Origin of the sequence: Actinacidiphila sp. bgisy160, from assembly GCF_965342435.1 — a bacterium.
Classification (GTDB): domain Bacteria; phylum Actinomycetota; class Actinomycetes; order Streptomycetales; family Streptomycetaceae; genus Actinacidiphila.
Window position 1 is genome coordinate 124,297 of record NZ_CBDRCM010000012.1, and the last position, 25,259, is coordinate 149,555.

27 protein-coding genes are annotated in these 25,259 nt (G+C 74.0%); 16 read left to right on the forward strand and 11 right to left on the reverse strand.

Going from position 1 to position 25,259, the window contains the following annotated elements; all coding sequences use genetic code 11:
• The first annotated feature begins 613 nt into the window (after nucleotides 1-613).
• On the forward strand, nucleotides 614-1,126 hold the full coding sequence (locus tag ACRWNP_RS13380) for a hypothetical protein (protein ID WP_431961364.1): 513 nt from the start codon (nucleotides 614-616) through the stop codon (nucleotides 1,124-1,126).
• Nucleotides 1,123-1,866 (forward strand): hypothetical protein, encoded by a 744-nt coding sequence (locus ACRWNP_RS13385; RefSeq protein ID WP_431961365.1) that lies wholly within the window; start codon nucleotides 1,123-1,125, stop codon nucleotides 1,864-1,866. Before ACRWNP_RS13380 ends, ACRWNP_RS13385 begins: the two co-directional genes overlap by 4 nt.
• 208 nt (nucleotides 1,867-2,074) lie before the next feature.
• Here the strand turns inward: ACRWNP_RS13385 and ACRWNP_RS13390 are convergent, their stop codons facing one another.
• Complete coding sequence (locus tag ACRWNP_RS13390) at nucleotides 2,075-2,530, reverse strand: N-acetyltransferase family protein (RefSeq protein WP_431961366.1); 456 nt, start codon at nucleotides 2,528-2,530, stop codon at nucleotides 2,075-2,077.
• A 46-nt stretch (nucleotides 2,531-2,576) separates the two neighbouring features.
• Between ACRWNP_RS13390 and ACRWNP_RS13395 the strand changes: the two genes are divergently transcribed.
• Nucleotides 2,577-3,464, forward strand: a complete 888-nt coding sequence (locus ACRWNP_RS13395; protein WP_431961367.1) for a phosphotransferase family protein — start codon at nucleotides 2,577-2,579, stop codon at nucleotides 3,462-3,464.
• 7 nt (nucleotides 3,465-3,471) lie between these two features.
• Here the strand turns inward: ACRWNP_RS13395 and ACRWNP_RS13400 are convergent, their stop codons facing one another.
• The 3 genes from ACRWNP_RS13400 to ACRWNP_RS13410 form a co-directional block, all read right to left on the reverse strand.
• Entirely contained in the window at nucleotides 3,472-4,266 is a 795-nt protein-coding gene (locus ACRWNP_RS13400) for an SDR family NAD(P)-dependent oxidoreductase (protein WP_431961369.1), read from the reverse strand.
• Between the two features lie 104 nt (nucleotides 4,267-4,370).
• Entirely contained in the window at nucleotides 4,371-4,949 is a 579-nt protein-coding gene (locus ACRWNP_RS13405) for a hypothetical protein (RefSeq protein WP_431961370.1), read from the reverse strand.
• Nucleotides 4,950-5,009: 60 nt separating this feature from the next.
• The gene (locus ACRWNP_RS13410; RefSeq protein WP_431961371.1) at nucleotides 5,010-5,675 is read right to left on the reverse strand and encodes a maltokinase N-terminal cap-like domain-containing protein; all 666 of its coding nucleotides are present in this window, start codon (nucleotides 5,673-5,675) and stop codon (nucleotides 5,010-5,012) included.
• Between the two features lie 124 nt (nucleotides 5,676-5,799).
• Between ACRWNP_RS13410 and ACRWNP_RS13415 the strand changes: the two genes are divergently transcribed.
• The 4 genes from ACRWNP_RS13415 (at nucleotide 5,800) to ACRWNP_RS13430 (ending at nucleotide 7,937) form a co-directional block, all read left to right on the forward strand.
• Entirely contained in the window at nucleotides 5,800-6,084 is a 285-nt protein-coding gene (locus tag ACRWNP_RS13415; RefSeq protein ID WP_431961372.1) for a ribbon-helix-helix domain-containing protein, read from the forward strand.
• Nucleotides 6,081-6,470 (forward strand): hypothetical protein, encoded by a 390-nt coding sequence (locus ACRWNP_RS13420; protein WP_431961373.1) that lies wholly within the window; start codon nucleotides 6,081-6,083, stop codon nucleotides 6,468-6,470. Before ACRWNP_RS13415 ends, ACRWNP_RS13420 begins: the two co-directional genes overlap by 4 nt.
• Before the next feature lie 500 nt (nucleotides 6,471-6,970).
• The gene (locus tag ACRWNP_RS13425) at nucleotides 6,971-7,357 is read left to right on the forward strand and encodes a TraR/DksA family transcriptional regulator (RefSeq protein WP_431961374.1); all 387 of its coding nucleotides are present in this window, start codon (nucleotides 6,971-6,973) and stop codon (nucleotides 7,355-7,357) included.
• Nucleotides 7,358-7,466: 109 nt separating this feature from the next.
• Nucleotides 7,467-7,937, forward strand: a complete 471-nt coding sequence (locus ACRWNP_RS13430) for an SPW repeat protein (protein WP_431961375.1) — start codon at nucleotides 7,467-7,469, stop codon at nucleotides 7,935-7,937.
• An 86-nt stretch (nucleotides 7,938-8,023) separates the two neighbouring features.
• Here the strand turns inward: ACRWNP_RS13430 and ACRWNP_RS13435 are convergent, their stop codons facing one another.
• Entirely contained in the window at nucleotides 8,024-9,259 is a 1,236-nt protein-coding gene (locus ACRWNP_RS13435) for a cytochrome P450 family protein (RefSeq protein WP_431961376.1), read from the reverse strand.
• A gap of 107 nt (nucleotides 9,260-9,366) precedes the next feature.
• Here ACRWNP_RS13435 and ACRWNP_RS13440 point away from each other — a divergent pair, with 107 nt between their 5' ends.
• Nucleotides 9,367-10,599 carry an FAD-dependent oxidoreductase gene (locus tag ACRWNP_RS13440; RefSeq protein ID WP_431961380.1) on the forward strand — a complete coding sequence of 411 codons (1,233 nt, stop codon included), beginning with the start codon at nucleotides 9,367-9,369 and terminating at the stop codon, nucleotides 10,597-10,599.
• A 52-nt stretch (nucleotides 10,600-10,651) separates the two neighbouring features.
• Here ACRWNP_RS13440 and ACRWNP_RS13445 read toward each other — a convergent pair whose 3' ends face one another.
• On the reverse strand, nucleotides 10,652-11,530 hold the full coding sequence (locus ACRWNP_RS13445; RefSeq protein ID WP_431961381.1) for an alpha/beta fold hydrolase: 879 nt from the start codon (nucleotides 11,528-11,530) through the stop codon (nucleotides 10,652-10,654).
• Nucleotides 11,531-11,782: 252 nt separating this feature from the next.
• Between ACRWNP_RS13445 and ACRWNP_RS13450 the strand changes: the two genes are divergently transcribed.
• Nucleotides 11,783-12,451, forward strand: coding sequence for a TetR/AcrR family transcriptional regulator (locus ACRWNP_RS13450; RefSeq protein ID WP_431961383.1), 669 nt, complete (start codon nucleotides 11,783-11,785; stop codon nucleotides 12,449-12,451).
• A gap of 115 nt (nucleotides 12,452-12,566) precedes the next feature.
• On the forward strand, nucleotides 12,567-13,166 hold the full coding sequence (locus ACRWNP_RS13455) for a hypothetical protein (RefSeq protein WP_431961384.1): 600 nt from the start codon (nucleotides 12,567-12,569) through the stop codon (nucleotides 13,164-13,166).
• Nucleotides 13,167-13,188: 22 nt separating this feature from the next.
• Here the strand turns inward: ACRWNP_RS13455 and ACRWNP_RS13460 are convergent, their stop codons facing one another.
• Nucleotides 13,189-14,361, reverse strand: coding sequence for a PP2C family protein-serine/threonine phosphatase (locus tag ACRWNP_RS13460; RefSeq protein WP_431961385.1), 1,173 nt, complete (start codon nucleotides 14,359-14,361; stop codon nucleotides 13,189-13,191).
• Between the two features lie 230 nt (nucleotides 14,362-14,591).
• On the opposite strand from ACRWNP_RS13460, the gene ACRWNP_RS13465 reads away from it, so the two are divergent.
• Both ACRWNP_RS13465 and ACRWNP_RS13470 read left to right on the forward strand, forming a co-directional pair.
• Nucleotides 14,592-15,104: a DUF4863 family protein gene (locus ACRWNP_RS13465; RefSeq protein WP_431961386.1), complete on the forward strand. Its 513-nt coding sequence runs from the start codon at nucleotides 14,592-14,594 to the stop codon at nucleotides 15,102-15,104.
• A gap of 143 nt (nucleotides 15,105-15,247) precedes the next feature.
• The gene (locus ACRWNP_RS13470) at nucleotides 15,248-15,466 is read left to right on the forward strand and encodes a hypothetical protein (RefSeq protein ID WP_431961387.1); all 219 of its coding nucleotides are present in this window, start codon (nucleotides 15,248-15,250) and stop codon (nucleotides 15,464-15,466) included.
• Between the two features lie 10 nt (nucleotides 15,467-15,476).
• On the opposite strand, the gene ACRWNP_RS13475 is transcribed toward ACRWNP_RS13470, so the two are convergent.
• Both ACRWNP_RS13475 and ACRWNP_RS13480 read right to left on the reverse strand, forming a co-directional pair.
• The gene (locus tag ACRWNP_RS13475; protein ID WP_431961388.1) at nucleotides 15,477-16,298 is read right to left on the reverse strand and encodes a DUF1684 domain-containing protein; all 822 of its coding nucleotides are present in this window, start codon (nucleotides 16,296-16,298) and stop codon (nucleotides 15,477-15,479) included.
• A 298-nt stretch (nucleotides 16,299-16,596) separates the two neighbouring features.
• A complete protein-coding gene (locus ACRWNP_RS13480; protein ID WP_431961390.1) occupies nucleotides 16,597-17,259 on the reverse strand; it encodes a hypothetical protein in 663 nt (220 codons plus the stop codon).
• 296 nt (nucleotides 17,260-17,555) lie between these two features.
• Here ACRWNP_RS13480 and ACRWNP_RS13485 point away from each other — a divergent pair, with 296 nt between their 5' ends.
• From ACRWNP_RS13485 to ACRWNP_RS13495, 3 genes are all read left to right on the forward strand, one after another.
• Entirely contained in the window at nucleotides 17,556-18,398 is an 843-nt protein-coding gene (locus tag ACRWNP_RS13485; protein WP_431961391.1) for a prephenate dehydratase, read from the forward strand.
• A gap of 169 nt (nucleotides 18,399-18,567) precedes the next feature.
• A complete protein-coding gene (locus ACRWNP_RS13490; RefSeq protein ID WP_431961392.1) occupies nucleotides 18,568-18,765 on the forward strand; it encodes a hypothetical protein in 198 nt (65 codons plus the stop codon).
• Nucleotides 18,766-18,953: 188 nt separating this feature from the next.
• Entirely contained in the window at nucleotides 18,954-19,931 is a 978-nt protein-coding gene (locus ACRWNP_RS13495) for an alpha/beta fold hydrolase (RefSeq protein WP_431961393.1), read from the forward strand.
• A gap of 36 nt (nucleotides 19,932-19,967) precedes the next feature.
• Here the strand turns inward: ACRWNP_RS13495 and ACRWNP_RS13500 are convergent, their stop codons facing one another.
• A complete protein-coding gene (locus tag ACRWNP_RS13500) occupies nucleotides 19,968-20,918 on the reverse strand; it encodes a hypothetical protein (protein WP_431961394.1) in 951 nt (316 codons plus the stop codon).
• Between the two features lie 151 nt (nucleotides 20,919-21,069).
• Complete coding sequence (locus tag ACRWNP_RS13505; protein WP_431961395.1) at nucleotides 21,070-23,616, reverse strand: SpoIIE family protein phosphatase; 2,547 nt, start codon at nucleotides 23,614-23,616, stop codon at nucleotides 21,070-21,072.
• Between the two features lie 98 nt (nucleotides 23,617-23,714).
• Between ACRWNP_RS13505 and ACRWNP_RS13510 the strand changes: the two genes are divergently transcribed.
• The gene (locus tag ACRWNP_RS13510; RefSeq protein ID WP_431961397.1) at nucleotides 23,715-24,356 is read left to right on the forward strand and encodes a GNAT family N-acetyltransferase; all 642 of its coding nucleotides are present in this window, start codon (nucleotides 23,715-23,717) and stop codon (nucleotides 24,354-24,356) included.
• Nucleotides 24,357-25,259: the final 903 nt, after the last annotated feature.

The window sequence follows — 25,259 nt, forward strand, 5'->3', positions numbered from 1 at the left end:
GCCCCGGATCGCCCGTGCCCGGGATGACGATCTCGGCCACGCTCGCGCCGAGGTCCCGCTGCAGGCTGGGCTGCGCCACCAGCAGGACGCCGCCGTCCAGGGCGACGATCGCGGCGCCCGCGACGCTCGCCACCAGCGCGAGCCGCCGCCGCGCGGGGGAGACACTGTCTACGGGCGCGGCGTTCAGAGGCTCCTGCGGGGACCGGAACCCGGCTGATCCGCGAGATCGCCGAACGCGGTCACCGAGGCGGCGTCGACGTCTTCCCGCGAGCACCTCACCGCACCGCCGAACCGGCCCCCACCGCCGCACCAGGCCCGCGCACATCAGGGTGTGGACTGACCGGTGGCGGTACTCCTCGGAGGGAGACGCGCCGGGATCCTGGGCATCGGCCCACTCCCCGCTCCAGCGCACGAGGAAGGACCGCCAGTCGAAGTCGGTGTCCCTCACCCCTCGATCGTGACATCCGGCACCGGCAACGCCCGTTCGCCCGGCTCCTCAATGGTCGGCGGAGACCCGTGGGCGTAATCCCCTGGGCATGGTGGCCGAACCGTCCGTACAGTGGGCCGCCGGTCGACGGGCGATCACCGTCGGCAGAGGGGGACGGAGCAACCCATGTCCGGAAGAACGGCCGGAGCGGTCGCGGGGCCTGCCGCGCTGCCGGTGCTCGTCCCGGGGTGTGCCCTCAGCCGCTCGGACCCGGGACCGCCGCTGTCCGGCGCCCGGGCAGGCGGCGAGGCGATCACCGTGAAGGGCCCCAGCTGCCCTGGTGAGCCGGAGAAACGTCTCGTGGTCCGGGACGCCGACGCCGACGCCGTGGGCCCGGCGGCCCTGAAGGCGGTGTGGTGGGCGTCCGGCCCCACCACGGCCGCCGCCCGCCCCGGGGAGGCCGAACTTTTCACCGGCAAGGGGTTCCGGCACAGCGCTCCGCAGCCCGCCACCGTCCCCCGCCGCATCGAGGTCGACTACGTCACCCCCGGCCCGGACGGCTGGAGCGAGGCGCTCCACGTGGACGTCATCTCGGCGGCGAAACCGAAGCCCGGCCAGTACTGGACGGAGGGCGGCGTGCGGACGGCGGCCCGGATCGACGCCCAATCGGGCTACGGAAGAGGCGGGGCCGCGCAGTGAGCTCGCAGCAGCCCCATGCCTACGAGGCCTTCGTCGACGTCGCCACCGCCGATCCCGCTGTCGTCGGCCTCGTCCTCAAAGGCTCACGGGCCCACGAGGGCATGACCACCGAACACTCCGACCACGACCTGTACGTCGTGGTCGCCGACGGCGCCACGACGGATCTCACGCGCTTCGCGGGGCACCGCAGTCCCGAACTCGACCTCGTCATCGTCTCCCTGGAGGAGTTCCGCGCCGCCGGCATGCCGGGGTTCGAGCGCTACGCCCTCGCCCGCGCCCGGATCGTTCTCGACCGGCTCCACGGAGGGATCGCCCGGATCGTGGCGACCAAGGCGCGGCTCGACGCCGATGAGGCGTTCAGGGACGCGGGCCGGTGGCTCGACGCCTACGTCAACTCGCTCTACCGCTCGCTGAAGAACGACCGCGACGGTCACGCGCTCGCGGCACGGCTCGATGCCGCCGACAGTGTCGGCCTCCTGCTCGAGACGCTCTTCGCCCTGGACCGGCGCCCCCGCCCCTACAACAAGTACCTGGAGTGGGAACTCGCCCGGTTCCCGCTGCCGGGCTGGGACACCCGCGTGCTGCTCGACGCCGCGGACGCCATCTCGGCGACCGGGGACGTGTCCGCGCAGCGGGGGCTGTTCGCCCGCGTCGAGGCCGCGGCCCGCCGGGCCGGGCACGGCGCTGTGCTGGACGCCTGGGGCGAGGACCTCGCGCTGATGCGACCGCGGAGGGCCTGACAGCGGCCCCGTTCTTGGTGGCCGCGCCGGGTTGGCATCCGCGTCGGCGCGAGGGACTCCTGAAGGGCGCCCCGCTGCGAGTCCGTGTGCTCATGCCGATCCGGTGCCGCCGCCGCTACCGTGCCTACGCCAGGAGGCTGCACGGCACGGCCACGCCGCCCCGCATCGGGCTGCGCGGCTGACCGGGCCGCCGCGGCGGCCCCCGGGATCAGGCGCCGCGCACGGCGGCGGGCTCGCGCACCATGAACACGTCGACCGGATCCTCGGTGTCGACGGTGAACCCGTGCCGCTCGTACAGCCGCCGGGCCGCGCTGCCCCGCAGCACGTTGAGCCGGACCGGGACGCCGTCGCGGTCGCACCGCTGCAACAGCTCCCGCAGCACGGCGGTGCCGATGCCGCCCCCCTGCAGCCGCGGGGCCAGGTAGAAGTGCTCCAGCCAGCGGGCGCCCTCGGCCGGCCGCAGCGCGACGCAGCCGGCGAACGCGCCGTCCACGTCGACGACCCAGGTGTGCTCCGGCACGAATGCGTCCCGCAGGCGCTGCCGCACGCGGTGCTCGTCGTACCGTCCGAGCCGCTCCAGGTCGGCCCGCAGCACCACGGCCCGCAGCTCCGCCACCGCCTCGACGTCCGTCGCCGCGGCCGGCCGCATGTTCCAGTCCGCCATGATCGCAAGGCTACCGCGCCGCGCGCGGGGGCCCTACGCTGCGGTGATGGTCGGTCACGCGCCCGAGGAACTGCTGACCGTCGTGCCCGAGGAACTGCTGACCGTCGCCGCCGCCCTGTTGTTGCCGGGACAGGACCTGACCGGCGCGACCCTCGCGGGCGGTGGTTCGCACCATGTGGTGCTGCTTCCCGGCGCCGCGGTCGTACGCGTCGCGAGGAAGCCCACCGCGGTCGCGGCACTGCCCCGGAACGTGGAACTGCCGCGCCGCCTGGGGGCGCTGGACCTGCCCTTCGCGGTGCCGCGCCCGTTGTCCGGCGTGGTCCGGGTGGCGGGGCACACCGCTGTCGCGCTGTCCTGGCTTGAGGGAGCGCCCGCCCCGAGGAGTGGGGGCGGGGAGCCGGAGGAACTCGCCCGGCTGCTGCGGGCGCTGCGCGAGGTGGACTGCGGAGACCTCCGGAGCCTGCTGGGCGCGGCGCACGAGTACGCGGGCGGTGACCGGTGGGCCGAGATGATGGAGCGGGACGTCGTTCCCCGGCTGCCGCGCACGTGGCGGTCCGAGGCGCTGCGCCGCGTGGGTGCCGCTGTTGACCTGCCCGTGGTGGAACCGTCCCTGGTCCATGGTGACCTCGCAGGCGACAACCTGCACTGGAGCGGTGACGGCCGCGTGCTCGGCGTACTGGACTGGGACCTGGCCCAGCCGTTCGATCCGGCCGTCGACGCCGCCTGCCTGGCCTGGCACGGCTGGGACAAGGTGGCGGCGGCCGTCGACCGGGCGGCCCTGCACCGGGCGTGGACGTGGTACCTCACCTTCGGCCTGGAGCAGGTGTCCTTCGCCCTCCTCAACGGCGAGCCGGAGGAAGTCGTCGCGCGCCGCTGCACGGTGGCGATTTCCTGGCTGGAGCGGACGGCACGGATGACACGGCCGCTCGGCTGACGCCGGATCAGGGGATGACGGCGTCCACGCAGCCCCCGTCGACGCGCACGGCGCCGCCGGTGGTGGCCGAGGCGAGGTCGGAGCTGAGGTACACGACCATGTTGGCGATCTCCGCGGGCTCGATGAGGCGTTGCAGCAGCGACTGCGGGCGGTGCTCGCGCATGAAGCGGCGCTGCGCCTCCTCCCAGGGCAACTCGCTTCCGACGAGCCCCCGGACGAACTCCTCCACGCCCACGGTGCGGGTCGGGCCGACCAGGACCGAGTTCACCGTGACGCCCGAACCGGCGGCTTTCTTGGCGAAGCCGCGGCCGAGGGCGAGCATGGCGGTCTTCGTCATGCCGTACTGGACCATCTCGACGGGGATCGCCACGCCGGACTCGCTGGAGATGTACTGGATGCGGCCCCAGTCCCGGTCCAGCATCCGCGGCATGTACATCCTGGTGAGGCGGACGGCGGACAGGACGTTGACCTCGAAGTACCGGCGCCACTCGGCGTCGTCGATCTCCAGGGCGTCCTTGGCGCCGTAGACGCCGAGGTTGTTGATGAGGATGTCGACGTCCGGCACCGCCTCGCGGGCCCGTCCGGCACCCTCCTCGGTGGCCACGTCGGCTGCGACGGCGACGAACTCGCCGTCCGGTATCTCGTCCCGCAGTTCCTCGAGGGCCTGGTCCACCCGGTCCGGGTCGCGGCCGTTCACGCCGACGCGGGCACCCGCCCGTGCCAGCCCGGCCGCGATGGCCGCGCCGATGCCCTGCGTCGACGCCGTCACCAAGGCGGTCCGTCCGGTGAGGTCGATGCGCATGTCCGCTCCCTGGGGAGACCCGGTCGACGATCACGGCAGCACGACCGTGTTCCACCCAGTCTCCGTCAGCCGGCATCCCGCCGCTCGGCGAGCGAGGGCCGTCGTCACCGTGCCCTGACGGTACGCCTCTCCGCGAGGAAGCGGTGGAGGGCCCATGCCGCGCCTGCCGCCGAGGCCGTCCAGACGAGGGCCTCGGCGACGGCGATCGCCGGGGTCACCGTGAGGTGCGGCCGGGGCGGCAGGACGGCCATCTGGACGGCGGCACCGACCGGAACCGTCAACGCGGCCAGGAGGCCGGGCAGTCCGGGGCGCCGGACGGCCGCGCCCGTCATGCCGAGGAACGGTCCGAGGAACACCGCGACCACCGCCCAGACCAGGACGTCCGTGCCGGCGTCCACCAGGAGGTGGTCCGTGGCGTAGTACGTCGCCGTGGCGATGACCAGCGACAGCGGTCCGGCCAGCGCGCCGCCGGCGGGCGTCCGGGCGAGCAGGCCCGCGGCCACCGCGAGGGCGGCCCAGGACCAGCCCGCGTCCAGCAGCAGGCTGAGGACCTTGGCGCTGCCGCCCCAGGGGGTGCCCGTGATCCGGGCCCCGAGCTCCGAGTACGGCGACGACAGCGCGTTGACGAGCGAGGTGAGCATCCCGAAGACGGCTCCCACCGCCAGGGCCCCCGTGATCCTCATGCCGGGAGGTTATCGAAACCGCCGGCCACGCACGGCGGTTCGGCGACCCCTGCCCTCGGCTCAGGCCTCTGCGGCCTTCCGCAGGCTCGCGAAGACCGAGCGGGCCTCGGTGCCGTCAGGCTGCTGCCAGCGGGCGTCGACGTGCCCCAGCGCGCCGTTCGCGACACCGCCCCCCGCGCCGGGCCGCAGTACACGCGTCACGCGGAGGACCAGGCGGCCGGCCGGGCCGGCGTCGACGGTCACGTCGGTCGCGGCCTGCGGGCCGTCGGCCACGGTTCCGGCGCCGGACACGACGGCGTCCGCCGGTCCCGCGTAGTGGCGGGCGACGGTCGGGTCGGGCGTGTCGCTGACGCTCTGGGCCTGCGCCACGGTCTCACCGCGTACCAGGGCGATCAACTGGGCCACCACCACCGGATCGTGCGCGCCGTCGTAGATCCAGCGCCTGCCCAGCACACCGTGCTCCGTGGTGCCGATGAGCGCGCCCTCGGCGCCGGCCACTGGCGCGCCGCGGTAGGCCATGGGCACGTGGTAGGCGGCGCCGTCCTGGTCGGTGACCACCATGAACTCCACCCCGACCTCGCCCAGGGGGTCGTCCAGGCGGAAGCCGCCGGCCTTCGCGAGCTCCGGCTCCCGCCCCGCGCCCGCGTACCAGGTCTGCCGGGGCAGCCATCGCGTGAGCAGTTCGAGCTTGGTCGGCGTGAGTGTCGTGTGATGGATGAGCGACATGGCGGGTGGAGCCTCCCCTGGGTGCGTACGTGCGGGGGACATCGTCCCATCGGGGTCCGCCACGCGGTCGTCCGGGCGGGTGACAATCGTCGCCCGCACGGCCATACCTCAGTAAGGTGACCGTATGGCGAAGCAGAAGGTCACCATCACCCTCGACGAGGACACCGTCGCCGCGGTCGACAAGCTGGCCGGCGGCCCCGGCGGCAACCGGTCCGCGTTCATCGAGGCGGCCGTCACCGAACGGCTCCAGCGCACCGAACGCGCCCTGCGCGCCGTGGACTGGCTCGCCGCCCGGGCCCGCCAGGAAAACCCCGGTGAGTGGGAGGTTGCCCTCGAGGCCGTCGCCTCCGCCGACGCGCGGCGCGGCTTCGAGACCGCTCCTCCTGCCGACCCGGGTCAGGCGGCGTGAGCGGCGGGTACATCCTCGACCACACCGCCGTCCGGGCCCTCGCCCTGGGGCGCCCGTACATGGTCGCCCGGGTCATCCGCTCGGCGCAGACCGCGGTGCCGCTGTACGTCCCGGCGGTCCCCTTCGCCCAGGGCCTGACCGAGTCCGTCCTCGGCGAGGTGTACGAACGCCTCCAGGACGCCCTGGCCGCACCGTGCTTCGTCTTCCGGGCGCTCGGTGAGGCCACCTGCTGGTCCGTCGCGCAGATCGCCCACGAGCGCGCCACGGACATCTCCACCGCCCACGCCGCGCACCTGGCGCTGTCCACCGGACTGCCGGTGCTCACCCAGCAGCCCGAGGCCTACAAGCGCGTGGACGCCCGGATCGACACCGAGCAGATCCTCTGACCGGCGTGTGCTCAACGCTCCAGCAGCGCGGCCGCGGCCTCCACCGGTGCCGGCAGGCTGCGCCGGTCACGCAGAGCCGCGGGAAGGCGCGTGAGCACGCCGGTCAGAGCGTCGCGCGCGACAGGGTAGCCCGCGGCATCGGCCGCCAGGTGCCACGTGCGCCGCAGGGCCCGGGCGCGGCCCCGGGGACGGCTGGTGGACCGACCGCACCTGGGGGCAGTAGCAGCAGGCCCAGCCGCGGGCCGCCAGGTCGTAGGCGAGAGGTCAGCCGTCCGAGCGTCTCGAGAAGCTGCCCGCGCCGGTTGTGCGTGATCGTGACAATGGTGGTGAGGCAGTCCGCGGTCATGTCGGGTTCCTCCGCAGCCCCGGGACGGTCGCCGTCGGCTCCCCCGGGTACCTGGCCGGCCGGAACGCGGGCGTTCGCATCTCACTCTCCCAGTACCCGGAATCGCCCACAGATCCCCGACCGGATTCTTGAAACTCCGAGGAGGAGACGGCCGATGTCCACGGAGCCCCCGGGGGACCGCCCCGGTCCATCCGACCCGGACGAGCAGGACCGGCAACGGATCCGTACCGAGCTGGCGGCCGTCCTGCGCGAGGCACGTGACGCCCTGGCCGGGACGGAGCGGGCGCGGGCCGGTCTTGCCGCCGACTGCCTTCTGGACGCCGCGGACGCCGCGGACAAGGCGACGGTGGCGGATCGGCTCGATGCCGAGGCCGCGCGATCCGCGGACCGGATCCGCCACGCCTCCGAAGCGCTGCGCCGTCTCGATGAGGGAACCTACGGATCCTGCGAGGCCTGCGGCAAGCCGATCGGACGGGAGCGCCTGACGGCCCTGCCCCTGAGCCGGCTGTGCGTCGACTGCTCGGCGGGACGAGAGGCCTGAGCAGGGGGAGCGGGCCGCTTGAACGGTCCGGCGCGAATCTCCACGTCTTGACCGCCGCATCGTGGGTAAGTGTGGGGTGAAACGTCCGAAATGAGTGGGGATGGTTTAGATGGCCTCTACGCGACCGAGTATCGAGCAGCACCCCGACCTGCTGGCGCTGCGTGCGGAGTACGAACGGACGACCGCCACCAACCGGGGCCAGGCGATCGAGGCCATGGGCCTGGTGACCGGCACCTACCTGGCGGCGTCCCCCTGGATCGTGGGCTTCAACGGCCTGTCGACGATAGCCGTCGGCAACCTCATCGTCGGCATCGCGTACGCCATGCTCATGGGCGGCGTGGGCAGGGCCTTCGAGCGCACTCACTCGATGGCATGGGCCGCGGCCATCATCGGCCTCTGGACGATCATCTCGCCGTGGTGCATCGCGGGCGACGTCAGCACAATGCGCACGATCATCAACAACGTGGTGGTCGGCGTCATCGCGCTGCTGCTCGCGCTGGCGGCGGCCTCGATGCGGCCGGGCGTCGGCCGCGGGAAGTCCTCGGACGTGAGGGGCCCGACCGGAGGCTCCCGCATCTGACCGGCTCCCGCCGGAATCCGCCCCGCCGGGCGAGCCCCTCGCGGCTCGCCCGGCGGGGCGCGTTCGGAGGGCTACGGGCCGGAGGGCTACGGGACGTGCTCTCCGTGGGCGGAACCGAAGGTGACGGGCAGCCGCGAGGGGCCGCGCAGCACGCGCGGCCGCCAGCGCAGCTCGTCGGCCGGCACGGCGAGCGCGAGGCCGGGCAGACGCCGCAGGGCGGTACCGATGGCGATCCTGCCCTCCAGCCGGGCCAGCGGCGCGCCCAGGCAGTAGTGGATGCCGTGGCCGAAGGCGAGGTGGGCGTTGTCGGCCCGCGTGATGTCCAGGCGGTCCGGGTCGGCGAACCGCGCCGGATCGCGGTCGGCGATGGCGGAGGCGACCACGACGGTCGCGCCGCGCGGGACCGCCACCCCCGCGATGGTCAGGTCCTCGCGGGCGAAGCGCGCGATGCCGGGGTTGACCGGTCCGTCGTAGCGCAGGAACTCCTCGATCGCGCCGGGCAGCAGCTCCGGGTCCTCGCGCAGCAAGCGCAGCTGGTCGGGGTGGGTGAGCAACGCGGCGATGCCGTTCCCGATGAGGTTGACGGTGGTGATGTACCCGGCGACCAGGAGCAGGAAGGCCATCGCGATGAGTTCGTGGCGGTCCAGCCGCTGCTCGTCGTCGTGGGTGGCGATCAGCGCGCTGAGCAGGTCGTCCCCGGGGTGCGCCCGCTTGGCGTCCAGCAGCCCGGTGAGGTAGCCGTGCATCTGCTGCCAGGCCGCCTCGATCTTGGCCGGGTCCGGTGGCCGGGGCCCTTGGAGGACCATGTCGTCGGTCCACCGCTGGAAGTCGTAGCGGTCGGAGACGGGCACGCCGAGCAGTTCGCTGATGACCGTGACTGGCAGCGGCACCGCGAAGTCCTCGACGAGGTCGGCGCGCCCGGCCGGGACGATGGCGTCGAGCAGTTCGTCGGTGATGGCCTGGACGCGCGGCTCCAGCTCGGCCACGCGGCGGGCGGTGAACGCCTTGGAGACCAGCCGGCGCAGCCGGGTGTGGTCGGGCGGATCGGCGCGCAGCATCGTGCGGATCATCGACTCGCGCTCGGTGGTGGGCAGCCGTGCCATGAGCCGCGGGTCCGCGGCGTCGCGGACGTCGCTGCTCAGCCGCGGATCGGTCAGGGCCGCCAGGCCGTCCTCGTACCGGGTGACCAGCCAGGCCTCGAGCTCGCCCTGGATGACCGCGCGGCGCACCGGGCCCTCCCGGCGCAGCTCCTCGTAGAGGGGGAAGGGATCGGCGACGAAGGCCGGATCGGTGAAGGGCAGGGTGACCGGCTGCTGGCTCATCAGGCCTCCGGGAGTGCGTGGCACCTCATGACGGCATTAATGTGCACCGTTCAAGGATAATATGTCCCGTTGTGTCGGGGTCGAGCGACGGCGGAGGGCGGGCTGCGATGGAACGGACCACGTGCTGCGTGGTGGGCGGCGGCCCGGCGGGCATGGTGCTCGCCCTGCTGCTGGCCAGGGCGGGGGTGGAGGTCACCGTCCTGGAGAAGCACGGCGACTTCCTGCGCGACTTCCGCGGCGACACCGTGCACCCCTCGACCCTCGCCCTGCTGGACGAGCTCGGCCTGGCCGAACGCTTCGCCGCGCTGCCCCAGCGCCGCGTCGCCACCGTCCAGTTGCCGATCGGCCCCGGGCGGACCCTGGTGACCGTCTCGGACGTCGGCACCCTGAGGGGACCGTACAACTACGTGGCGATGGTGCCGCAGTGGGATCTGCTGGACCTCCTGGCGGACGAGGCGCGCCGCGAGCCGGCGTTCACGCTGCGCATGGGCACCGAGGCGACCTCCTTCATCGAGGAGCGCGGCCGGATCACGGGCGTGCGGTACCGCACCCGGGACGGCCGCGGCGGCGAACTGCGGGCCACCCTGACCGTGGCCTGCGACGGTCGCGCGTCGCTGGCCCGGTCGCGGCCGGAACTGGGCCTGCGGGAGTTCGGCTGCCCGATGGACGCGTGGTGGTTCCGGGTGCCGCGGCACCCGGGTGACCCGCAGGGGCTGGTGGCCGGGGTCGGTGACCGCTTCCTCACCGCGATGATCGACCGCGGCGAGTACTGGCAGTGCGCCGCGCTGATCCCCAAGGGCAGCGACGCCGACCGCAGGGCCGCGGGCCTCGGCCACTTCCTCGCCGCTTTCTCGGCCGCCGTGCCGTGGCTGGGCGACCGGGTGCGAGCGGTGCGCTCCTGGGACGAGATCAAGCTCCTCGACGTGCGCTGCGACCGGCTGGAGCGCTGGCACCGCCCGGGGCTGCTGTGCATCGGCGACGCGGCCCACGCGATGTCGCCCGTGTTCGGGATCGGCATCAACCTCGCCGTCGAGGACGCCGTCGCCACCGCCCGCCATCTCGTGGAGCCGCTGCGCCGCGGCAGGGTCGGGCTGCGGGACGTGCGCGCCGTCCAGCTCCGCCGGTGGCCGACCACGGCCGCCACGCAGGCCCTGCAGCGCCTGGCGCACCGTCGCTTCATCGCCCCGGTGCTGGCCGGGCGATCCCCGCTCGGCGACGCCGACCGCGCCGGGCGCCTCGCCGGCCTGCTCAACTCCACGCCCTGGCTCAAGCGGGTGCCCGCGTACTTCATCGGCTACGGCGCCTTGCGCGAGCGCCCGCCGGCGGCGTCGGTGCGGTAGCCCCCGGGCCCGGCCCCCACGACGTTGCCGGACCCGGTGGGGGTGTTCGGGCTCAGGCGCCCCTGGCGGCGTTGCGGGCGATCGCGTCCACGACCGCCGGCCACACCTGCTCCGGCAAGTCGTGGCCCATGCCGGGGATCAGCAGCAGTTCGCTGCCGGGGACCGCGGCCGCCGTCGCCCGGCCGCCGCTGTGGTCGATCAGGGGGTCCTGCTCGCCGTGCACGACCACCGTCGGCACCGTCACCTGCCGCAGGCCCGGCGTGCGGTCGGGCGAGGCGAGGATCGCGGCGTACTGGCGCACGTAGCCTTCCGGGCGGTACGCGCGGTCGTGAGCGGCGGTGATGCGCTCGCGCAGCTCCTGCGGAGCCGGCGGGTAGGCGGGGGAGCCGATCACGGCGGCCCGGCGCACCGCCTCGTCGACGACGTCCTCGCGGGTCAGGGGGACGCCGTTCGAGCCGGGCATCGCCGCGATGGCCTCCGCCGAGGCCCGGCCGACCGACCGGTCGCCGGTGGTGGACATGATCGAGCACAGCGACAGCACCCGGTCGGGGTGGTCGATCACCAGTTGCTGGGCGATCATGCCGCCCATCGAGGCGCCGACGACGTGCGCGGCCGGGATGTCCAGCGCGTCCAGCAGCCCCACGGCGTCGTCCGCCATGTCGGCCAGCAGGTAGGGGACGCTGGAGGCGTCGCCCGACAGGATGGCGCCGATGTCCGGGAGGGGGTGCTCGTCAAGACCGGTCGACAGCCCCGCGTCGCGGTTGTCGTAGCGGACGACGAAGAAGCCGCGGTCCGCGAGCGCGGAGCAGAACTCCGGCCGCCACAGCGTCATCTGGGCACCGAGGCCCATGACGAGCAGCAGCGCCGGATCGCCCGCGCTGCCGAAAGTGTCGTACTCGAGCTCTATACCGTTGGACTTCGCGCGCGGCATGCGGGGCTCCTCGAGGGCTCGCGGGGGATCGGCTCATACCGTCCAGTCGGTACGATAGCCGCGCCGCTCCCGCCCGGCACCCCCAGCGGCGGACCGGCCGGCGTCTTACATGGTGTCCGTGACCTTTCCGGCCGGTATCACCGTACGAGGGCCGTTCCCATGGTGAGGCGAGAGACCGTTACATTACACTTATGTAATGTAACGCCCCGCTGTCGAGTGCGTGGGGCGTGTCCGCAGAGAAGAGGACCGCGCATGAGCGGCAACGACCGCGCCGGAAGCGCCGGGGACGCCAAGGGGACCGGCCGCGGCGCCGCCTCGCGGGCCGGTGGCCGGCCGAGGGACCCGGCGATCGAGGAGGCGATCATCCAGGCGACGCGCAAGCGCCTGGTCGCCGACGGGTACTCGCAGATGACCATCGGGGACATCGTCGCCGACGCCGGGGTCACCCGGCCCACGCTGTACCGGCGCTGGGCGAACAAGTACGACCTGGTCGTCGACGCCCTGCGGTACGGCCTCCGCGCTCAGCGCGAGGCGTACCCGGACGTCGACATGGAGGCGCTGCCCGCGGCCGAGGCGTTCCGGGAGGGCGTGCGCCGCCTCGACCCGCGCTACCACAACAGGGGCGCGATGGCGCTGCACGGCAACTTCATGGCGGAGGCCGAACGCGTCCCCGGCCTGCTGGAGCAAATGCGGGAGCACGGCGTGGGCCCCCGGTGCGAGGAGCTGGCGCGGATCCTGCTGCGGCTCCGCGAGCGCGGCGAGATTCGCGGGGACGTCGACCTCGACACCGTCGTGACCCTCTGCCTCGGCAGCTACTTCGCGGACTACCTGCGCACCGGTGGTTCCGGTGCGGACGTCGCGGAGCGCGTGGCCGACACCCTCTGGCCGGCTATCGCGGCGCGCCCGTCCGGCTCCTGCTGACCCGGCCCGGGCAGCGGGCGGGCGACGGCGGTTCGTGTTACGGACGGTCTCTGTGACAGGGAGCCGGCCGGTGGATGTTCACGAGGCGCTCTGCACGGCCCGGATCATGCGCCGCATGAAGCCCGACCCGATCCCGATCGAGAGCCGGTGCCGGATCCTGGACGCGGCGATCCGGGTGCCCAACGGCGGCAACGTGCAACGCCGGCACTTCCTCGCCGTCGACGGCCCCGGGCTCAAGGCGGGCTCGCCGCGCTCTACGCGTCCTGCCGGCGGCAGGAGTACGCCGACATCGCGGCCGGCAGGCTCGGTGCGGCACCGCACGAGGACGCCGCGGCACTTCACCGAGATCCCGCTGCTCCTCTTCGTCTTCGCGGTGGACGACCATGGCGGCGCCGGCATCTGCCCGGCCATCCGGAGTTCGCTGCCGGCCGCGCGCCGGGGGCATCGGCGGAGTGCTGACCGCGGTGCCGCGCTACGAGGCCGGCACCGTCTGCGAGCTGCTGGGCGTGCCCACCGAGGACGGCCGGCGGATGATCGCGATGCCGGCCTTCGGGTGTCCGCTGGGCCGCTGGGGGGTCGCTGCCGACCGGCGTCCGGTCCACGAGGTCTCGTCGCGCAACCGGTGGGGCGGGCCGTTCGGGCCCGGGTGCGCGAGCCCCTGTGGCTGCCCGACACCGGCGGTCCCCGCATCGAACTCGACGTCACGGCGTCCTGATCGGGGCCGGTGCCGCGCCGTGTCAGGCGGCGGGCGGGCACTGCACGGCCACCAGCGCGACGTCGTCGTTGAGCTGTCCGTCCGTGTGGCGGAGCAGGTCCGCCAGGACTTCCTCGAGCAGGGACTCCGGGTCGCACGCGGCCGTGACCGACCGGGGGATCCCGCGGTCGGTCACGGAGTAGAAGGCGCCCGAGCGGTCCCGCGCCTCGGTGAGACCGTCGGTGTGGAGCAGGAACAGATCGCCCGGGAGGAGCGGGTAGCGGCCCTCCCGGTACGCGGCGGGGTCGAGGCCGGCCAGCCCGAGCGGCGGCGCGGGCGCCGGGCCCGCGAGCGCGGTGATGCGGCCGTCGCGCAGCAGCAGCGGCAGGGGGTGCCCGCAGCTGACCGTCCGCATGAGGCCCCCGCAGGCCGGGAACTCCACCAGCAGCGCGGTGATGAACCGCTCGGGCGCGTCCGCGTCCGCCTCGGACGCCTCGGCCACGTGCCGGCGCACGCTGCCTTCGAGCGCCGCGGCCAGGCCGGGCAGGGTGGGGTGCTGGTGCACCGCCTCGCGGAAGGCGCCGAGCAGCGCCGCCGTGTCGTCCAACGCCTTCAGGCCCTTGCCCTTGACGTCGCCGATGAGGAGCCGGGTGCCGTACGGCGTCCGGGCCGCGGCGTAGAGGTCGCCCCCGACCTCGGCCATCGTCTCGGCCGCCCGGTACACCGAGGCGAGGCGCAGGTTCTCGATCCGGTGCGGGAGGGGCCGCAGGACGACCTGCTGCGCCGCCTCGGAGATCGCCCGCAACTGGCTCGTCTCCCGGCGGTTGCGGTCACGGGCGCTGCAGAAGGCGATGAGGAAGACGGAGACCACGAGCAGCGCGGCGATGTGTATCGGCAGGATGGCGGAGCGGGCCAGGCCGTCGTGGACGTCGCAGATCACCGCGGCCACCAGCGACAGCGTGGCCACCCAGGTGGTGGCGCGCGCCGTCGAGACCGCCGCTGTCAGGGCGGGTGCGGCGATGAGGAGCGACGCCAGATGTACGTCGGCGGGTGCGACGAGACCGATCGCCGTGATGATCAGGACCAGTGCGACGGGGGCACCCACCTCGGGCATGCGCCACGCCGGCCAGGACCCGGCCCGTCCCCGCCCGTGGGGCGCCCCCGCGGCGACCACGACCGGAGCGATGCGCTCCACACGCCGGAACCGCTGGTGCACGGGCCTTACCTCCTCGCCTGACCCACCGGCCGTGCCGTCGGAGACGGGCCAGGGTGGACATTTCATTACGGATGGGAGTTTCGTAACGACGGTCGGTGGGCGGGGATTCCGCCGCCCGCGTGCGCCGGCGTGGGTCGTAGTTAGGTTACAACCATTGACTATAACGAAACTCGCTGCCACGCTGATTCCGAGAGGTGCGACGGCCACCCGCGTGCCGAGGAGGACGGACGATGGACCACCGGCGAGAGCTCATCGAGCGCAGCATCCCGTTCCTGGACGAGGTCAGGAACCGCACCGCGGGCAAGGAGCTGGAAGCGTGGCTGAACGACACCCACGGTCCGCACAGCGAGCTGTACGGCCACCTCGCGCGCCTGATCAGGCTCGGCGTCGAGGCGGGCTGGGCGGCGAACGTCGAGGTCGACGGACCGAACTACCGGCGCAGCCTCATCGCGCCGCCCTCGGCGGAGACGCAGTACTTCAGCATCACCGCGGTCTACATGAACAGCGCGGCCCGCTACCGGGGCCAGTACCACGCCCACCCCTACGGCGAGATCAACCTCGTGGCCCCCGTCGACGGCGGCGCGCAACTGGCCGGCCCCAGCGGCTGGCAGGGTCCGGGCTGGACCGCCCCCGCCCCCGGCAGCCACCACTACCCCGAGGTCCGCGGCGGCGCCCTCATCGCGCTGTTCTACCTGCCCGCCGGGCGCATCTCGTACGACATCACCCCGCCGCGCGGCGACTAGCCAGGGTACGGGGCGTGGATTCCGGCGAGCTCCGACGACGTCATGCGGCCGCCGGGCAAGTCCGGCGGCAGGCCGTGCCCGGTGGTCCGGCGGTCGTCCGCGCGGGTCCGGTCGGCGCGGCCTAGCTGCCCGGTGCCGCCGTGGTGACCGCCGGGCACGCGCGGTTGCACCGCGACGACGCCATCGTGCTGGAACCGCGGGGTCCGTGCCCCGGTGTCCCGGTGAGTGGGCGCCGCGCCGCCGTGGAGCGCCGGGAGCACCATCCGGCCGCCATCGTGCCGGACGCCGCGCGGAACAAGGAGGTCGACGCCGCGCTGGACCCGGCCCGGCGCCGGCTGGGCCGGGAGGTCCTGCGCGGCTGAGCGGCCGGGGTCAGGCCTGTCCGCCCCGTTCCAGGGGGATCCTCTCGCCCGCCTCGACGGCGAACGGCAGCCGGTTGCCGGCGGGCGGGAGGGGGCAGGTGGCGAGGTCGGTGTACGCGCAGGGCAGGTTGGCCGCGCGGTTGAAGTCCAGGCTCACCCCGCCCGCGGAGTCCGGCGGGTCGATCTGCAGGGAGCGGTTCGCGGCGTACGTGGTCACTCCGGACGTCGTGTCCGTGAACAGGGCCATCACGGCGCCCGGCCGGGAGCCGTTGAAGACGGTGAGCCGGTACGTCGCGCCGTCCACGTCGAACTCCACCTGGCCGGGGGAGTCGTAGACGTGCTCCAGGCCCTCGACCGCCGCGCCCACGGTCACCGGACGCGGGGCGTCGTACGGCACGAACCGGCCCTCGCGGACCCAGTGGGGATCGGGCGTGTAGGCGGGCGTGCCGGTGAAGCCGGTGCGCAGCGGACTGTCCGGGTGGCGCGGCCGCAGGATGTCGTGCCCGCCGCGCTTGGCGACCTCGACGACCGCGTCGCCGAACCCGGCGTACACGCTGTCGCGCTCGGCGATGACGCCGAAGTCGTACCGGCCGCCCACCCTCGTCCCGTCGACGGTCAACTCCTCGCCGTCGTCCAGCTCGACCACCACGTGGTCGTCGGCGACCGACCAGGCGCCGGGGGCGTCGTCGAAGCGTTCCGGTCGCGGGCCGAGCCATCGCAGGCTGGTGATCGCCAGGAAGCCGTGCGGACCGGCGAGCACCTCTTCCTTGCCGCGGTGCCAGCGCTCCCACTGCTCGATGAAGCCGGTGCGTTCGACGTCCTGTGCGGTCATGTCCGCCGCTCCCTCGCGTGACGTGCACTTCCCCCCATACAACCGCCGCGGCCCGCCAGGTCATCCCGCTCCGAGGCAGCGGCCCACCCGGTCGGCGTGCGAGGGCGACCGGGCGGGCTCCGCTTCCCAGGCTGCCCCGTTCGTGATCGCCGCGCAGGCCGGAGGCCGTGGCGATTGCGCCGGACGGGGTGGGGGCGCCGCGTGCCGTGATCACGGAGTCAGGAGCAGCAGGGGAATTCCGGCCCGAAGCAGGCGGACGCCCAGTCACCATGCGGCTATTGCTCCGTCCGCGGTGGGTTCAAAGCGACAACGCACGCTCCAGCGCCGCCCGGTCGGCCGGCGCGCCGTGCGCGGGGAGCACGATCTCGACCGGGAGCGCGAGCAGCGGCCGCAGCCGTTCGACCACCTGCTCGCGCGTCACGCCGTCCCGCAGCCAGTCGTTGATCTGCAGGCCGCGGCCGAAGTCGACCAGGGTGTCGCCCGGGACGACCGCCCGCACACGGCTGTCCCAGAGCACCAGGTCGTTGTGCTCCCTTCCGGCGAGCGCCTCCACCCCCACGGGGAGCCGGTCGCCCGCCGCGTACAGGCAGCCCTCGCCGTCGTCCCCGGTGCGCAGCCAGGTGAGGTCGGGGCTGCCGGCACCGGCCTGTTCGCGGGTGACGCCGAACTTCCGCACGAGGTCGTCGGCGGTGTCGGGCGGGGGCGTGAACACCCGTGCGCCGAGCCGTTCGACCAGGCTCCGCGTGTCCCGCTCGTGCCAGGGCGCGGTGAGCACCACCACCGGCTCGCGGTCGGCGGCGAGCGCGAGGAGCGCGGGCGGCACGGACAGCGGGTCGAGGAGAAGCAGCCGGGTGCCGTCGTCGACGGCGGACGACGACACCTCCCGCGGCCACCGGTCCTCGGGCGTCCAGTCCGGGTGTGGCGCCCGCCAGTGCCAGACGCCGGTCGCAACTTCGCGCATGCGTGGACCTTACCGGCGCACGGTCGGCCAGGACGGCCCGACCGGCACCTTCGGCGATCGTACGGCGCCGCTGCCGGGTGATCGCCGCGCCGGCCGCCGCGGCCGGCGCGGCATCCCCCAGGTGGTGGGGGCCCGCCCGGGGTCACCCGCCCGCACCGCGGGTGAGCAGGCGTTCCGTTCCGGCCGCGGCCGTCCGGCCCTCGGACGGGAAGGGGCTGCTCGCACGACGCGCAGTACCATGCGAGGACGGCCCCGCCGCACGCACAGCCCACCGATCCGGAGATACCGACGCGCACATGGTGACCATCGCCTACCAGGGAGAACCCGGATCGAACTCGGCCGCCGCGGCCCGCAGGCTGTACCCCGACAGCCGTGAACTGCCCTGTACGACCTTCGAGCAGGCGCTGGAGGCGGTCGCGCTGGAGACCGCGGACCTGGCGGTGATCCCCGTGGACAACTCCGCCGCCGGCCGTGTCGCCGACGTCCACCATCTGCTGCCGGAGGCGGGCCTCTCGATCATCGCGGAGTACTTCCTGCCGATCCGCTTCGACCTGATGGGCGTGCCCGGAGCAACGCTGGAGGACGTCGCGTGCGTCCGAAGCCATGTGCACGCCCTGGGGCAGTGCCGGCAGATCATCCGCGAGGGCGGCTGGCAGACCCTGGTGAGCGATGACACCGCGGGCGCCGCCCGGGAGGTCGCGGAGCTCGGCGATCCGCGGCACGCGGCGCTCGCCCCGCCGGGAGCGGCGGACCTGTACGGGTTGCAGGTGCTGCGCGGCGCGGTGGAGGACACCTCCGACAACACCACCCGCTTCGTCGTCCTCGCCCGCGACGCCCAGCTCCCGCCGGACTCGGGCACGCCGATGATGACCAGCCTGTTCTTCTCCGTGCGGAACATCCCGAGCGCGCTCTACAAGGCCCTCGGCGGCTTCTCCAGCAACGCGGTGAACCTCACCAAGATCGAGAGCTACCAGGTGGGCGCGGGGCTGAAGGCCAGCCGCTTCTACATCGAGATCGAGGGTCACCCGGAGGAGAGCAGCGTGGCACTGGCCCTGGAGGAACTACGCTTCTTCTCCTCCGAGGTGCGCATCATGGGCGTCTACCCGGCGCATCCGCACCGCTCCCTGGACCACGACTGACGCCGGCCGGCGTCGCCGCACCTGGGTTCGGCCGCCCCCGCGGAACTCCCGCGCCGCGGGGCCGGACCGCCGCATCGCAGTCCCGGAGGTTTTCCGCCGGCCTGGCCGCGCTCGCCGCCGGGCGCACGGGCCATCGGCGCACACGTCCCACTACAGGAGGGACATCCGCATGCCCGACAGCACCGCCGGCCGCCGCCGCCGAGACGGCAGCGCCGTAGGCCGCAGCGCCGTCACCGTGGGGGCGGGCCTGGTCCCGTGCGCGGGCAGCGGCATCGCCGGCCTGCCCGGAGGGGGCCGGCTGGTCGGCGGCGTGGTCGCGTGCGCCGCTCCGCTCCTGCCGGTCATTGCGCGGACGAAGCGTTCCTGACGCCCGCCCCGCCGCCCGGCCGCACGGCGCCCGCCGCGGGTCCCACACCCCCATGGCGGCGTTTTCCCCCCGACGGTCCATGCCCGTGACCCGGACGGCACAGACGGCCGGGCCTGTCGCCGCGGAGCCGTGAACACTCAGGTGCCGTAGGGCCCCCGCCCTGAGCACCGAGGAAAGCGAGATACGGCATGGCGGCAACAACGGATTCCCGCTCCCGGCGTCACATACGCCGCGCCCACGTCGCCGCGGCCGGTTGCGCCCTGGCCCTGTGCGCGTCCGCCGCGGCTCCCGCGGCCGCGGACGGGGACACGACCGGGACGAAACCGACGGTGGTCCTCATCCACGGGGCGTTCGCGGACGCCTCCAGCTGGAACGGGGTGATCGAGCGGCTCGAGCGCCGCGGCTACCCCGTCATCGCCCCCGCCAACCCGCTGCGCGGGCTGTACAGCGACGCCACCTACATCGCCTCCGAACTGGCGAGCATCAAGGGCCCCATCGTCCTGGCCGGCCACTCCTACGGCGGCGCGGTGATCAGCAGTGCGGCGGCCGGGAACCCTCAGGTGAAGTCGCTGGTGTACGTCTCGGCGCTGATGCCGGACGTCGGTGAGAGCGGGATGTCGCTGGCCGAGCGGTTCCCCAGCGCCCTCGGCACCGCCACCAAGTCCGTGCCGTACCGGGCGGGCGGCGGCGTCAGCGGTACCGACCTCTACCTCAAGCGCGACAAGGTGCACCCGGTGTTCGCCGCCTGCCTGCCGGAGAGCGAGGCGAACCTGCTGGGGGTCACCCAGCGGCCCGCGGCCACCACCGCGTTCTCGGAGAAGGCCAGGGTCGCGGCATGGAAGACCATTCCGTCCTGGGCCCTCGTCGGCCGCCAGGACATGACCATCAACCCCGACCAGGAGCGCTTCCAGGCGAAGCGCGCCCACTCCCACACCGTGGAGATCGACACCTGCCACGTGTCCCTGATCGCGCGGCCCGACGTCGTCGCCGACCTGATCCTCCAGGCCGCCACCGCCGCCGAGTCCGGCCGCCCGGCGCTGGCGGACACCGGGTCCGGCGGGCACCGGCCCGACGTCACCGCGCTCGCCGGCGTCGCCGGGGGTGCTCTGATCGCCGGCGCGGGAACCGTCCTGGGTGCCCGCCGCCTGCGGCGCCGCTCCGCCTGAGGGGCCGCCGGCCCCGCCCGCCGGCCCCGCCCGCTGTCAGTGGCCGTGGCCGCCGGTGCCGCCGCCGTCCCTCACCGCGTCCGCTTCTGCGTGCCCGCCGGCCGGACCGGCCGTGATCGTGAACGCGGCGGTGCGGACCTTCCCCTCGTGCTTGAAGTCGAAAAAGAGCCGGTACGTGCCCGCGCTCGGGGCCGTGGCGGTGAAGGAGACGTCCGGCCCGGGCGCGGTCTCGCCGTCGCCCGGGGCCCCGCCCGGGTGCACGTGCAGATAGGCCAGGTCGCCGGCGCGCAGGGCGACCAGGTGGCCGTAGGCGCCGAGGTAGGGCTGCAGGTCCGTGACCTCGCGGCCGTCCTTCGTCACCGTCAGCCGCAACTCCCGTGCGGCGCCGGGCTGCAGGGCGTCGAGCGTCACGGTGTAGCCGTCCACGATCGCCGTCCGGGAGACCGGCGGGGGCACGGCGGGCCGGTAGTCGCCGGACACGGAGAGGTCCGCGCCGAGTGTGAGGTTCCGGCTGCCCTTCGCGGCGGGGGTGAAGTCGGCGAAGACCCGGTAGTCTCCGGCGCGGGGGAGGCTGACGGAGGTACGCCACGTGCCGTCGGCGGACCTGACCGGATGGACATGGCGGTATCGGGTCAGGTCGCGTGAGGCGAGGATCAGGTGCAGCTCCTTGTCGTGGGCGCGCCGGTACGACGTGAGCGGCCCGCCGTCGGCGTCCCGTATGAGGAAGCGCACCTCGGCGGGGCGGCCGGATCCGACGCGTGGCGTGAGGAGGTCGAGGGTGTAGCCCGCCTCGCTGATCGCCAGGCCGCCCGCGGGACGTGCCTCGCCCTCGCCGTCGGCGGTGTCGTGTGCGTGCCGCGTTCCCGGCGCGTTCGCGCCGTCCGCCGGGGCACGGACCGGGTCGAAGGCCGCGCCCACGCCGTAGGCGGTGCCGAACGAGGCCGCCAGGGCGACGGCGAAGGCGGTGATCTTCGTTCCGGTGTTCAAGACTGCTCCGTGGTTGCGTGTCCGAGGGACGCGTGCCGGATGCCCGCGCCGCTCCAACCTATACCCCATGGGGGTATCTTCCAAGGTGTGCGGACGGCCACCGGCGATACGGGGTGGGGGTACGTGCCCACAGGCGGTCGTCAAGCCGCCGTCAGGCGGGCGTCAGGGCCTGTTCGGTCCAGATCGTCTTGCCGCGGGGATGGTGACGGGTGCCCCACTGCTGGGCGAGCTGCGCCACGAGGAGCAGACCGCGACCGCCCTCGTCGTACGTACGGGCACGACGCAGGTGCGGGGTGGTGTTGCTGGTGTCGGTGACCTCGGTGATGAGCGCCGTGTTGTTGTGGATCAGACGCAGCTGGATCGGCGGCTTGCCGTAGCGGATGGCGTTGGTGACCAGCTCGCTGACGAGCAGCTCGGTGGTGAACGAGGTCTCCTCCAGGCCCCACGTGGCGAGCTGGCTCGTGGTGTGGTGGCGGGCCCGCGCGACGGTGGCGGGGTCGCTGGGGAGCTCCCAGGTGGCGATGTGGTCCGGCGCCAGCGTGCGGGTGCGGGCGACCAGGAGGGCGATGTCGTCCGTCGGACGGTGCGTGATGAGCGTGGTCAGCACCCGGTCGCAGACCGTGTCCAGCGACCGGGCCGGGTGCGCGAGGGCCGTGAACATCTTGTCCAGGGACTGGTCGATGTCGTGGTGGTGCGGGTCCAGCAGCCCGTTGGTGTAGAGGGCGAGGACCGTTCCCTCGGGGAGGTTCGTGGTCATCGTCTCGAACGGGAGCCCGCCCAGGCCCAGCGGGGGGCCCGCCGGGACGTCCAGGAAGTGGACGGCGTGGTCGGGGGTCACCACGGCGGGCGGGGGGTGCCCGGCGCGGGCGAGGCTGCACTGGCGCGTGGTCGGGTCGTACACGGCGTACAGGCACGTGGTGCCGATCCCACCGGCGGTCTCCGCGTCCTGGCTCTCCCCGGCGTCGTCGGAACAGAGGTGGATCACCAGGTCGTCGAGGTGGGTGAGGAGTTCGTCCGGCGGCAGGTCCACGTCGGCGAGGGTCCGCACCGCGGTGCGCAGCCGCCCCATCGTGGCCGACGCGCGGATGCCGTGCCCGACGACGTCCCCGACCACGAGCGCGACGCGAGTGCCGGACAGGGGGATCACGTCGAACCAGTCGCCGCCCACGCCTGCGTGCGTGGTCGCGGGGAGGTAGCGGGTGGCGACGTCCAGGGCGGCCTGTTCGGGCAGGGTGTGCGGCAGCAGGCTTCGCTGCAGCGTCATCGTCGTCGTGCGCTCGCGGGCGTAGCGGCGGGCATTGTGGATCGCGGCGGCGGCCCGGTCGGCGAGCTTCTCGGTCAGGGCGAGGTCGTCGGCGGTGAAGGGGATGGGATTGCGGTGCCGGCTGAAGACGGCCAGACCGAGGGTGCTGCCGCCGGCCGTGAGGGGGACCGCGATGACCGAGTGGGTGCCCGCTTCGCGGATCCACGCGGCCCGCGGGTCCTGGACGGCCCAGCGGGCGAGGGTGGCCTCGGTGATGTCGTACAGCGCGGCCTTCCCGGTGGCCAGGGTCTGGGCGGGCGGGGAGCCCGGGGGATAGGTCGCGGTGTCGCCGAGGGCGATGAGGGCCTCGGGGGTGCCGGGCAGGACGGACCTGGCGGCGGTGCGGGTCACGGTCACCGGGCCGTCCGGTCCGGCGGTGTGCCGGCCGGTGGAGGGCTCGATCAGGTCGACGGCGGCGTAGTCGGCGAGCTCGGGCACCACGAGGTCGGTGAGCTCCTGCGCGGTGCGGGTGGTGTCCAGGGTCGTGCCGATGCGGGTGGCCGCGCTGTGCAGGAGGTGCGAACGGCGCCTGACCTCGGGGTCCTCGGCGGCCGGGTGGGTGGTGAACACCACCCCGCGTATGGTCCCCGCCGGGTCGGCGAGCGGGGTCAGCGTCGCCCGAAGGGCGTGTTCCCCGTCGGCGCCCTCCGCCGCGTCCGCCCCTTCCCGCGACCGGTCGGTGTCCCCCGGCCCGGTGCCCCGGCCGCTGCCGTCGTGTCCGGTGGCGAGGGAGCCGTCCGCGGTGAAGGGGGCCGGGGTGTGCTGCGGGTGGCCGCTGGTCAGGACACTGCGCATGTGGGTCTCCGCCTGCCGGGCGGTGTCACCGGGGGCGAGGTCGGGCAGCCGCAGGCCGCGCATCTCGGCCTCGCGCAGCCCCAGCGTGTCCTCGAAGGCGGCGTTGGCCCGCGTCAGGCGCAGGTTGGTGTCGAATACCGCCTGGGGGCAGGGGGACTGGCCGAACGCCCAGCCACGGACGGCGTCGTGCGCCGGCGGGTCGCCAAAGGACCCGGGAACCGCCGCGACGACGAGCCAGCCGCTCCTGCCGTGGCCGCCGCCGTTGTGGCCGGGGCTTGCGCCGCCGCCCGTGCCGGCGGACTCCCGGTGGTGGGCCAGCAGGCGCAGACGCAGGGTGTGTCCGTCGCGGTGCCGGAGCGCGAGGGTCCCGGCCCAGCGCGGCGCGGTGGGCGGCGTGTGCGGCGGTGGTCCGGCGAGCAGCAGCGTGGCGGGATGGCCGATGATCTCGGCGGGCGTGTGGCCGAGCAGATGGTGGGCCTGGGCGCTCCAGCCGGTGACGATCCCGTGGTCGTCGAGCGTGGCGGTGGCGGTGTAGGCGGTGCCGCCGTCGGTGCCCCGGGACTCCGGCTGTCCACCGGCGGCGGTGGGAAGTGGCTCCATGGCTGTCATCTCGCCCTCGCTAGGTTCTTTCCCCCCGCTGGGGCGCGGGAACCGGGCTCGGCCAGGACGTCCACTGACCAGCATCGTGCCTGCGATCGGTGAGCACCAACGCAACGGCCGGACCACGCCGGGCGGGGCGCATGGAGGCATGGCCCCGCCGTGAGACCATCGCGGGCATGTTCCTGGAGACCTCGCGGCTGCGTGTGCGCCGGTTCCGCCCGGGTGACGCGGCGGCCCTGGCGGCCTACCGTTCCGATCCGGCCGTCGCGCGGTATCAGAGCTGGAGCGAGCCCGTGTCCGTGGAGGCGGCCGCTCACCTGATCGCGGGGTTCGCCGCGGGGGATCCGCGGGAGCCGGGCTGGTTCCAGTACGCGGTGGAGCTCACCGCCACCGGCGAGTTGATCGGCGACATCGGCGTCTGCCTGCACGACAACCGGATACAGGCCGACCTGGGCTTCACCCTCGCCCGGGCGCACCAGGGCCACGGCTACGCCACCGAGGCCGTCACCGCGCTGCTGGACCGGCTGTTCACCGACGGCGGTCTGCACCGCGTCTGCGCCGAGTGCGACGCCCGCAACACCGCCTCGGCGCGGCTGCTGCGGCGTGTGGGGTTCCGGCCGGAGGGTCGTCGCCAGGCTCACACCTGGATCAAGGGTGAGTGGACCGACGACCTGCTGTTCGGCCTGCTCGCCGCCGACTGGGAGCGGCGTCACCCGGTCTCCGGACCGGACGGGGAATGACGACTTCCGGTTCACGGTTGAATCAGGCGCGGGAGACCTGCCACAGGACTCCATGGGGACCGCGAAGCGGTCCGGCCCCCAGGGAGTCCCGTGCAGGAGAACGGCCCCGCTCCGATCCGGCGCCGGCCGGGCCCCCTTCCCGGCCGGCGCCGATCGTGTGGTCGTGGGACCCGTGGCACGGCGCTGCCCACGGGCTCACGGGGCGCGAAGGGCTCCGGACGCTCTGTCGCACCACCCGCCTCCTGCCCGGTTGAGCCCGGGTGGGTCAGTCCGGCTCGCAGGAACCCGGCGGCGGGTGTCTGATGAAGGCAGCGGCCCGGGGCCCCGGAGTGGCCCCCGATGAAAGGCCCCGGGCCCGCTTCGTACGTCCTGTCCCGCCCTGCCCCCGCCGGCTCCGTGCGGGCGAAAAGATGGTGACGGATCGTCACACCGCAATGGTCTGCCGGGCCGCGCTGATCGCCCACGCGGCGTTGACGAGACCGATGTGGCCGAACGCCTGGGGGAAGTTGCCGAGCAGTTCACCCGTCTCCGGGCCGATCTCCCCGCCAGGAGGCCCACGTCGTCGACGTACGCCGCCGCCCGGGCGGAGACCTCGCCGGCCCGTTCGGCCTGGCCCGCCAGGGCCGGCGCCTGGGCCGGGCCAGAAGGTGCGGAGCAGGAAGGCGCCCTCCTCGCCGGCGAGGCCGTCCACTTACTCCCCGGTGCGGTACCGGTGGACCAGCCTTGCGTCGTCGGTGAGCCTCCGCTCGGTCGCGTCGATGGTGGCGCGGATCCGCGGGTCGCCGGGGGCAGGAAACCGACGATCGGCATCCCGCCGCCTGTGTCCATGCCGCCAGTGTGCCGCGACCCGCGACCCGCGACCCGCGACCCGCGACCCGCGACGGGCGACCGGTGGCGGGGTCC

Bases quoted from the DNA above. Each gene is read 5' to 3' on its own strand.
- ACRWNP_RS13395 (WP_431961367.1), top strand. From the start codon at position 2,577: ATGGTCGGTCACGCGCCCGAGGAACTGCTGACCGTCGTGCCCGAGGAA.
- ACRWNP_RS13480 (WP_431961390.1), bottom strand. From the start codon at position 17,259: ATGCGCGAAGTTGCGACCGGCGTCTGGCACTGGCGGGCGCCACACCCG.
- ACRWNP_RS13455 (WP_431961384.1), top strand. From the start codon at position 12,567: ATGAAGCCCGACCCGATCCCGATCGAGAGCCGGTGCCGGATCCTGGAC.
- ACRWNP_RS13430 (WP_431961375.1), top strand. From the start codon at position 7,467: ATGGCCTCTACGCGACCGAGTATCGAGCAGCACCCCGACCTGCTGGCG.
- ACRWNP_RS13435 (WP_431961376.1), bottom strand. From the start codon at position 9,259: ATGAGCCAGCAGCCGGTCACCCTGCCCTTCACCGATCCGGCCTTCGTC.
- ACRWNP_RS13410 (WP_431961371.1), bottom strand. From the start codon at position 5,675: ATGTCGCTCATCCATCACACGACACTCACGCCGACCAAGCTCGAACTG.
- ACRWNP_RS13425 (WP_431961374.1), top strand. From the start codon at position 6,971: ATGTCCACGGAGCCCCCGGGGGACCGCCCCGGTCCATCCGACCCGGAC.
- ACRWNP_RS13490 (WP_431961392.1), top strand. From the start codon at position 18,568: ATGCCCGACAGCACCGCCGGCCGCCGCCGCCGAGACGGCAGCGCCGTA.
- ACRWNP_RS13440 (WP_431961380.1), top strand. From the start codon at position 9,367: ATGGAACGGACCACGTGCTGCGTGGTGGGCGGCGGCCCGGCGGGCATG.
- ACRWNP_RS13450 (WP_431961383.1), top strand. From the start codon at position 11,783: ATGAGCGGCAACGACCGCGCCGGAAGCGCCGGGGACGCCAAGGGGACC.
- ACRWNP_RS13380 (WP_431961364.1), top strand. From the start codon at position 614: ATGTCCGGAAGAACGGCCGGAGCGGTCGCGGGGCCTGCCGCGCTGCCG.
- ACRWNP_RS13445 (WP_431961381.1), bottom strand. From the start codon at position 11,530: ATGCCGCGCGCGAAGTCCAACGGTATAGAGCTCGAGTACGACACTTTC.
- ACRWNP_RS13495 (WP_431961393.1), top strand. From the start codon at position 18,954: ATGGCGGCAACAACGGATTCCCGCTCCCGGCGTCACATACGCCGCGCC.
- ACRWNP_RS13505 (WP_431961395.1), bottom strand. From the start codon at position 23,616: ATGGAGCCACTTCCCACCGCCGCCGGTGGACAGCCGGAGTCCCGGGGC.
- ACRWNP_RS13465 (WP_431961386.1), top strand. From the start codon at position 14,592: ATGGACCACCGGCGAGAGCTCATCGAGCGCAGCATCCCGTTCCTGGAC.
- ACRWNP_RS13390 (WP_431961366.1), bottom strand. From the start codon at position 2,530: ATGGCGGACTGGAACATGCGGCCGGCCGCGGCGACGGACGTCGAGGCG.
- ACRWNP_RS13405 (WP_431961370.1), bottom strand. From the start codon at position 4,949: ATGAGGATCACGGGGGCCCTGGCGGTGGGAGCCGTCTTCGGGATGCTC.
- ACRWNP_RS13400 (WP_431961369.1), bottom strand. From the start codon at position 4,266: ATGCGCATCGACCTCACCGGACGGACCGCCTTGGTGACGGCGTCGACG.
- ACRWNP_RS13415 (WP_431961372.1), top strand. From the start codon at position 5,800: ATGGCGAAGCAGAAGGTCACCATCACCCTCGACGAGGACACCGTCGCC.
- ACRWNP_RS13485 (WP_431961391.1), top strand. From the start codon at position 17,556: ATGGTGACCATCGCCTACCAGGGAGAACCCGGATCGAACTCGGCCGCC.
- ACRWNP_RS13475 (WP_431961388.1), bottom strand. From the start codon at position 16,298: ATGACCGCACAGGACGTCGAACGCACCGGCTTCATCGAGCAGTGGGAG.